The organism is Christensenella sp. (assembly GCF_034927525.1).
Taxonomy (GTDB): domain Bacteria; phylum Bacillota; class Clostridia; order Christensenellales; family Christensenellaceae; genus Christensenella.
The window spans coordinates 1-5,489 of sequence record NZ_JAYFPU010000110.1 but is presented as its reverse complement, the minus strand read 5'-3'; the positions used below and the strand labels follow the sequence as shown (position 1 = coordinate 5,489).

5 protein-coding genes are annotated in these 5,489 nt (G+C 49.2%); 2 read left to right on the top strand and 3 right to left on the bottom strand.

Annotated features, from left to right (window positions below):
• Window positions 1-66 precede the first annotated feature (66 nt).
• The 3 genes from VB081_RS04495 to VB081_RS04485 form a co-directional block, all read right to left on the bottom strand.
• Window positions 67-384 (bottom strand): PadR family transcriptional regulator, encoded by a 318-nt coding sequence (locus tag VB081_RS04495; protein WP_323399650.1) that lies wholly within the window; start codon window positions 382-384, stop codon window positions 67-69.
• Window positions 385-498: 114 nt separating this feature from the next.
• Window positions 499-2,058, bottom strand: a complete 1,560-nt coding sequence (locus VB081_RS04490) for an amino acid permease (RefSeq protein WP_323399649.1) — start codon at window positions 2,056-2,058, stop codon at window positions 499-501.
• A 97-nt stretch (window positions 2,059-2,155) separates the two neighbouring features.
• On the bottom strand, window positions 2,156-3,556 hold the full coding sequence (locus VB081_RS04485) for a glutamate decarboxylase (RefSeq protein ID WP_323399648.1): 1,401 nt from the start codon (window positions 3,554-3,556) through the stop codon (window positions 2,156-2,158).
• A 234-nt stretch (window positions 3,557-3,790) separates the two neighbouring features.
• Between VB081_RS04485 and VB081_RS04480 the strand changes: the two genes are divergently transcribed.
• Both VB081_RS04480 and VB081_RS04475 read left to right on the top strand, forming a co-directional pair.
• Window positions 3,791-4,465 carry a response regulator transcription factor gene (locus VB081_RS04480; RefSeq protein WP_323399647.1) on the top strand — a complete coding sequence of 225 codons (675 nt, stop codon included), beginning with the start codon at window positions 3,791-3,793 and terminating at the stop codon, window positions 4,463-4,465.
• A partial coding sequence (locus VB081_RS04475) for a HAMP domain-containing sensor histidine kinase (protein WP_323399646.1) occupies window positions 4,462-5,489 on the top strand: 1,028 nt, incomplete at its 3' end. The genes VB081_RS04480 and VB081_RS04475, both read left to right, overlap by 4 nt.

Here is a 5,489-nt window from a genome sequence, read left to right as displayed (position 1 = left end):
TTTCACAATCGACCGGTGCGGCATACTTGTACGGCAGCCACCACTGCGCCATTGTATCTTCGCTTTTCATAACAACACCTCCGCCACTTCTGCCATTTCCCTGATCCGTACTGCTTCTTCCTTCAAAATGGCAAGGCCGGTCTTGGTGATCCGGTACTTTTTTTGCCTGTCCTTTTCCTCCGTCGCACTGATCAATCCATCCCGCAGCAGTTTGGAAATGCTCTGGTAGATCGTCCCCGCCCCCATAACGATCCTGCCGTTCGTCAGATTCTGCACATATTGCATGACCGCATATCCATGCCGTTCCTCCCGCAGCGAAAACAGGATGAAAAACATCGTTTCACTCATGGGGATATACCGTTTTCTCGCATTTTCTATTTCCATGCCCAACCCTCCTATCGCACCATGATATATCACGACGTGATATATGTCAAGTTTTTTATCCAAACGAAAAACAGCCGCAACATCGCAGCTGTTCTTCGTTTTCAATATTCTATGCTATTTCTTGGGGGTCGTTCCCTTCGCATCACCCGCCGGAGCCGATGCACCGGTCGCCTGTGCGGCTGCTGCTTTTTGTGGTTCCTGCGCGTCCGAGTCTACTGCCGGAGGCATTTTCACACCCGGCGGAAGCGGATTCTTCTTGCGCATAAAGTGGTAGATGATAAACGGTACAAATATCACGACCGCAAAACTGATGATCAGTATCGTCAGATACTGCGTTGCCGCGTCAGGGCTTGTCAGCTGCGACGGCGGCACAAACGAGATGATAAGAGCAAAGATCGATACGATCAAGCCCGCAAAAGCTAAGATCAACTTAGGCGCTTTTTTCTTGGATATCTCAAATGCACGCGGCAGCTCCTGTGTCGTATGCTTGCGCACAAGCTTGATGTACGCAAGGAAGAAGATAATATACCCTACGATGTAGATGATTACCGTCAGCGAGATCGCCGTGAAAAACGAAACGTTATTTCCGCCGCCGCCGAACGTTAATACTGCTGCCCATGCCGTTACGATCAACCCCTGCAGCAGCAGGAACTTTGTCGGAACGCCATGCTTGTTTGTCTCAGAGAGTTTTTTCGGAAGAAGGCCGTTTTTGCCCGCTTCCAACATGCCCCACGAAGGGCCGACGACCCATGCGGATACTTCTGCGATAACGCCCACCGCGATGAGTATCGCGATCACGCTCACCATCCAGTCCATCCCGCTGCCGAAGTGGTTCACCAGTCCTTCAAAGCCCTGTATCACACCTGTGGAAAGGCCAAGCTGGGCTTCCGGTACGACCGCGCCGATCGAAACGCCGCCAATCGTATTGAGCACGATCGCCAGAATGACTAAAATGATGATCGCAAGCGGATAATCCTTCTTGACGTTCTTCATCTCATTCGCGTGTGAAGCAGATGCTTCTATACCCGCATAAGCTAGGATGAACGACACGAACACCACCAGCGTATTGATTTTTGTAAAGTCCGGAATAAGCGCCTTCGCGTCAAGCGGGATCAGGCTCTTGCCACCCGTCGTAAAGAATCCGATTGCAAGGGCAAACAATACGATTGCCGGAATCATAATACCAAATACAAAACCGATCTTGGAAATTTTTGCCGTTAGCTTCGTACCCTTAAACTGCGAGAATGTCAGCGCCCAAAAGATGACCAGAACGCCCACAAATTTGATCACAGGATTGGTGTTCAGCGCATCCCAGTGCAGCACATACGAGAGTGCCCCCAGAATGAAGTAGATCATCGTCACGAATCCTACCGTGATCTGGAACCATTGGAAAAATATGTTTGCAAAGCCCCATTTTTCACCCAGCATGTTGCCCGACCACGTATATACGCCGCCGGTGTCCCATCCTTTGACTGTCGCCATCTCAGCGGAAGACAAAGCCACGGGCAAGAACCAGAGTACGCCTCCCAAAATCAGGAAGAATACAAGGGAAAAACCGGATGATGCAAACGTCGGATATTCGTATACGGTCATAACCATCGAAGCCGTGATCGCAAAGAATCCAAACAATGTCAAGTGTTTTCCGCTTTTCGCAGAATTGCTGACTGCTTTCATCTTAGTACCTCCTCATTGAACCTACAATTATATATGATATCTATTATTTTATGCGGCGGGCATACCCAGCATGCCCGCCGCGATCCATTGAATCTGCTTAGTGCGTAAAGCCCTGCGCACCCTTTTTCTTCTTGCCGGGAGCGTCGACCGTTGTGTTCTTATCCAGATATTCGATAGCCATTTTCATGTCCTCGATAAGCGCATCCGCCATGTTGTACGAAAGGTCTGCACGCACCACATAGCGCTGGATCACAACATCTGTTAAGTTTGCGGGCAGTGTATACGCCGGAACCTGCCATCCCTTCATTGCAAGGCGGTCTGCCAGCTCGTAAAGCGTCCACTTGTGCTTCCCCTGGTCCTTCAGCCTGTAGCACAGGATCGGGAGATTCTTTCCATCGTTGTATATCTCAAAGATGCCAAAATCCTCGATTGCTTTGATGATATGCTGTCCCACGTCCCTTGTGTGTCCCTGTACAAGCTTCAGGCCCTCCATACCATAGCGCAGGAAAATGTAATACTGGCCGATGATCTGGCTGCCCGAGCGCGAGAAGTTGATCGCCATTGTCGGCTGTTCTCCGCCCAGATAGTTGACGTAGAAGATAAGCCGTTCCGGCAGATATTCTTTGTTCTTCCAGAGCACCCAGCCGATGCCCGGATATACAAGGCCATATTTGTGACCTGATGTGTTGATCGAATGTACGTTCTTCAGTTGGAAATCCCATTCGAGCTTCGGATCGACAAACGGAGCAAACATACCGCCGGAAGCGCCGTCCACATGGATGCCGATCGGTACCTTCGCCGTCTTATTGTGTTTTTCAATCAGCGAGTCGAGCTTTTTGATATCGTCGAATTTACCTGTATAAGTGATGCCAAGGATGCCTACTACACCGATGGTATAGTCGTCCACATAGTCCATCACCTTATCCATATTCATGCTCATATGCTGCTCATCAAGCGGAACGAGACGCATCTCAATATCCCAATACACGCAGAATTTTTCCCAGCATACCTGATATCCGGAAGAAATAACAAGGTTCGGCTGTTTCGCTTTGGTGTCGATGCCTGCTTTTTCTGCGAGGTCACGCCACCTGAACTTCATCGCCATACCGCCCAGCATACACGCCTCGGACGATCCTACTGTGGACGTCCCCATCGCTTCGCCCTCTTTGCCGTGCCACAGGCTTGCAATGATGTTGACGCAGCGGTTTTCCACTTCCGTCATCTGCGGATACTCGGATTTATCGATCGCGTTTACCGCAAGCGTTTCACCCATCAGCTTTGTCGCTTCTGGTTCCATATATGTCTGACAGAATGTCGCCAGGTTTTGACGAGCGTTTCCTTCGTCAATCAGCTCGTCCTTGATCAACCGGTAAGCGACCTCCGCCGGAACCGATTTTTCATTCAATGCGTTGACAGGCATTGCCTCGTCCGCTTCAAATACCGCGAGGTTAGGAGATACGATTTTATCTTTCTTTAATGGTTTATTTACATGCAACATAAGTATTTCACTCCTTTATTTAGATATTGTTTCGTGGATTGTTCTTCGCGATTTGAACATTTCATGAACATTGCATGTTACTTTTTTAAACAGTACAACTTAATTTAAACAATTAATATGAATTTTATTAATGTTCGCCGCGCAATGTTTGCGTGCTGTATTCATTTATGGTTCACAAAAAGTGGTATAATAGAGTTAGAGTATAAGCGCCGCATGACGGCAGGAGAACCGGATATGTTTCACATTCTGATCGTGGAAGACGATAAAAATTTAAGACGGCTGATGGCGACCTATCTGGAACGCGAGGGCTATGAAGTATACCACGCGGGCGACGGGCAGGAAGCGATGGACATCCTCGATACGCAGCACATCGACCTCATCATCAGCGATATCATGATGCCCAATATGGACGGATACCAGCTGACGGAGGAGCTTCGCAGGGCGGAATATACGTTGCCCATCCTGATGGTCACCGCCAAAGAAACGTTTGAGGATAAGAGGAAAGGCTTCCTTGTGGGTACGGACGACTACATGGTCAAACCGCTCGACATGGAAGAAATGCTGCTGCGCGTTTCCGCGCTTCTTCGGCGCGCGAACATCGCCAACGAACACAAGCTCGAGTTCGGCGACGTGTCCCTCGATTACGATTCCCTGACCGTCACCGCGCACGGGCAGGCCTACGAGCTGCCCAAAAAAGAATTTTACCTGCTCTTCAAGCTGCTCTCCTACCCCAAAAAGATATTTACGCGCCAACAGCTGATGGACGAAATATGGGGCATGGAGGCAGAAGCCGACGAGCGTACGGTGGACGTGCACATCAAGCGCCTGCGCGAAAAATTTGACGACCTTCCTGAATTTAAGATCATCACCATCCGCGGGCTTGGATACAAGGCGGAAAAGAACGTATGAAACACAAATTCATCCCACCCATCAACATGCGCAACATCTCCTCCATCCAATTAAAGTTTGTGATGGTCTTTGTTGGTATTTTATTGATCGCGTGTGTGGCCTCTATGGTCGTCGTTTCCGCGTTCATGCAAAGCGCGCTCTTAAAAGACATCGAAGAACGCCTATCCTCGACCTCCAAAAGCATCAGCCGGCTCGCGGAAGAAACAAACCTGCCCTTAGAAGAGATCATAGGAATCGTCGGCAATGCTTATTACGATATCCACGTTTACGACGCGGCAACTATGGAGCTGCCAAGCGGCATGGATGAAGAAAAACTAACGACCTTAAAGCCCGGACAAATTTATTTTTCCACCGATAAAACACAGTCTCAAAGGCTGCCTCTCGGCGTGCTCAAGGTACGGGATTCCTACCTTGTCATGACGTCTCACACCGAAAACAACGAGATCCTCTATTTCCGCAATATCGCGTTTATGGTACTCGTCATTTGCGCGGGCATCGGCTCCATCCTGATGCTACTCGCGGTCACGCACATTACCAAGCCTGTCAAGCGCCTATCGCGTGCAACAAAGGAAGTTGCCAAGGGCAATTTTGATATCTGTGTCGATTACGACGCACAGGATGAGATCGGTCAGCTGACGCATAACTTCAACCTGATGACGAATGAACTGAAAAACATGGAATACCTGCGCAAGGATTTTGTAAGCAATGTTTCGCATGAATTCAAAACGCCCATCGCGTCCATACAGGGCTTTGCCCAGCTTTTGAAAACAAAAGACCTGACGCAGGAAGAATTTGACGAATATACGGATGTGATCATCAGCGAAAGCATACGTCTCTCCAAGCTGTCTGAAAACCTTTTAAAGCTTTCCCGTCTGGAAAAACAGGTGATCCCTCCGCAGGGCGCCGAATTTTCGCTGGACGAGCAAATTCGCAAAACATTATTGCTCTTAGAGCGCGAGTGGAGCGCAAAAGAGCTCGATCTGGACATCGACTTAGAGAACGTCCTCTACACCGGAAACGAAGA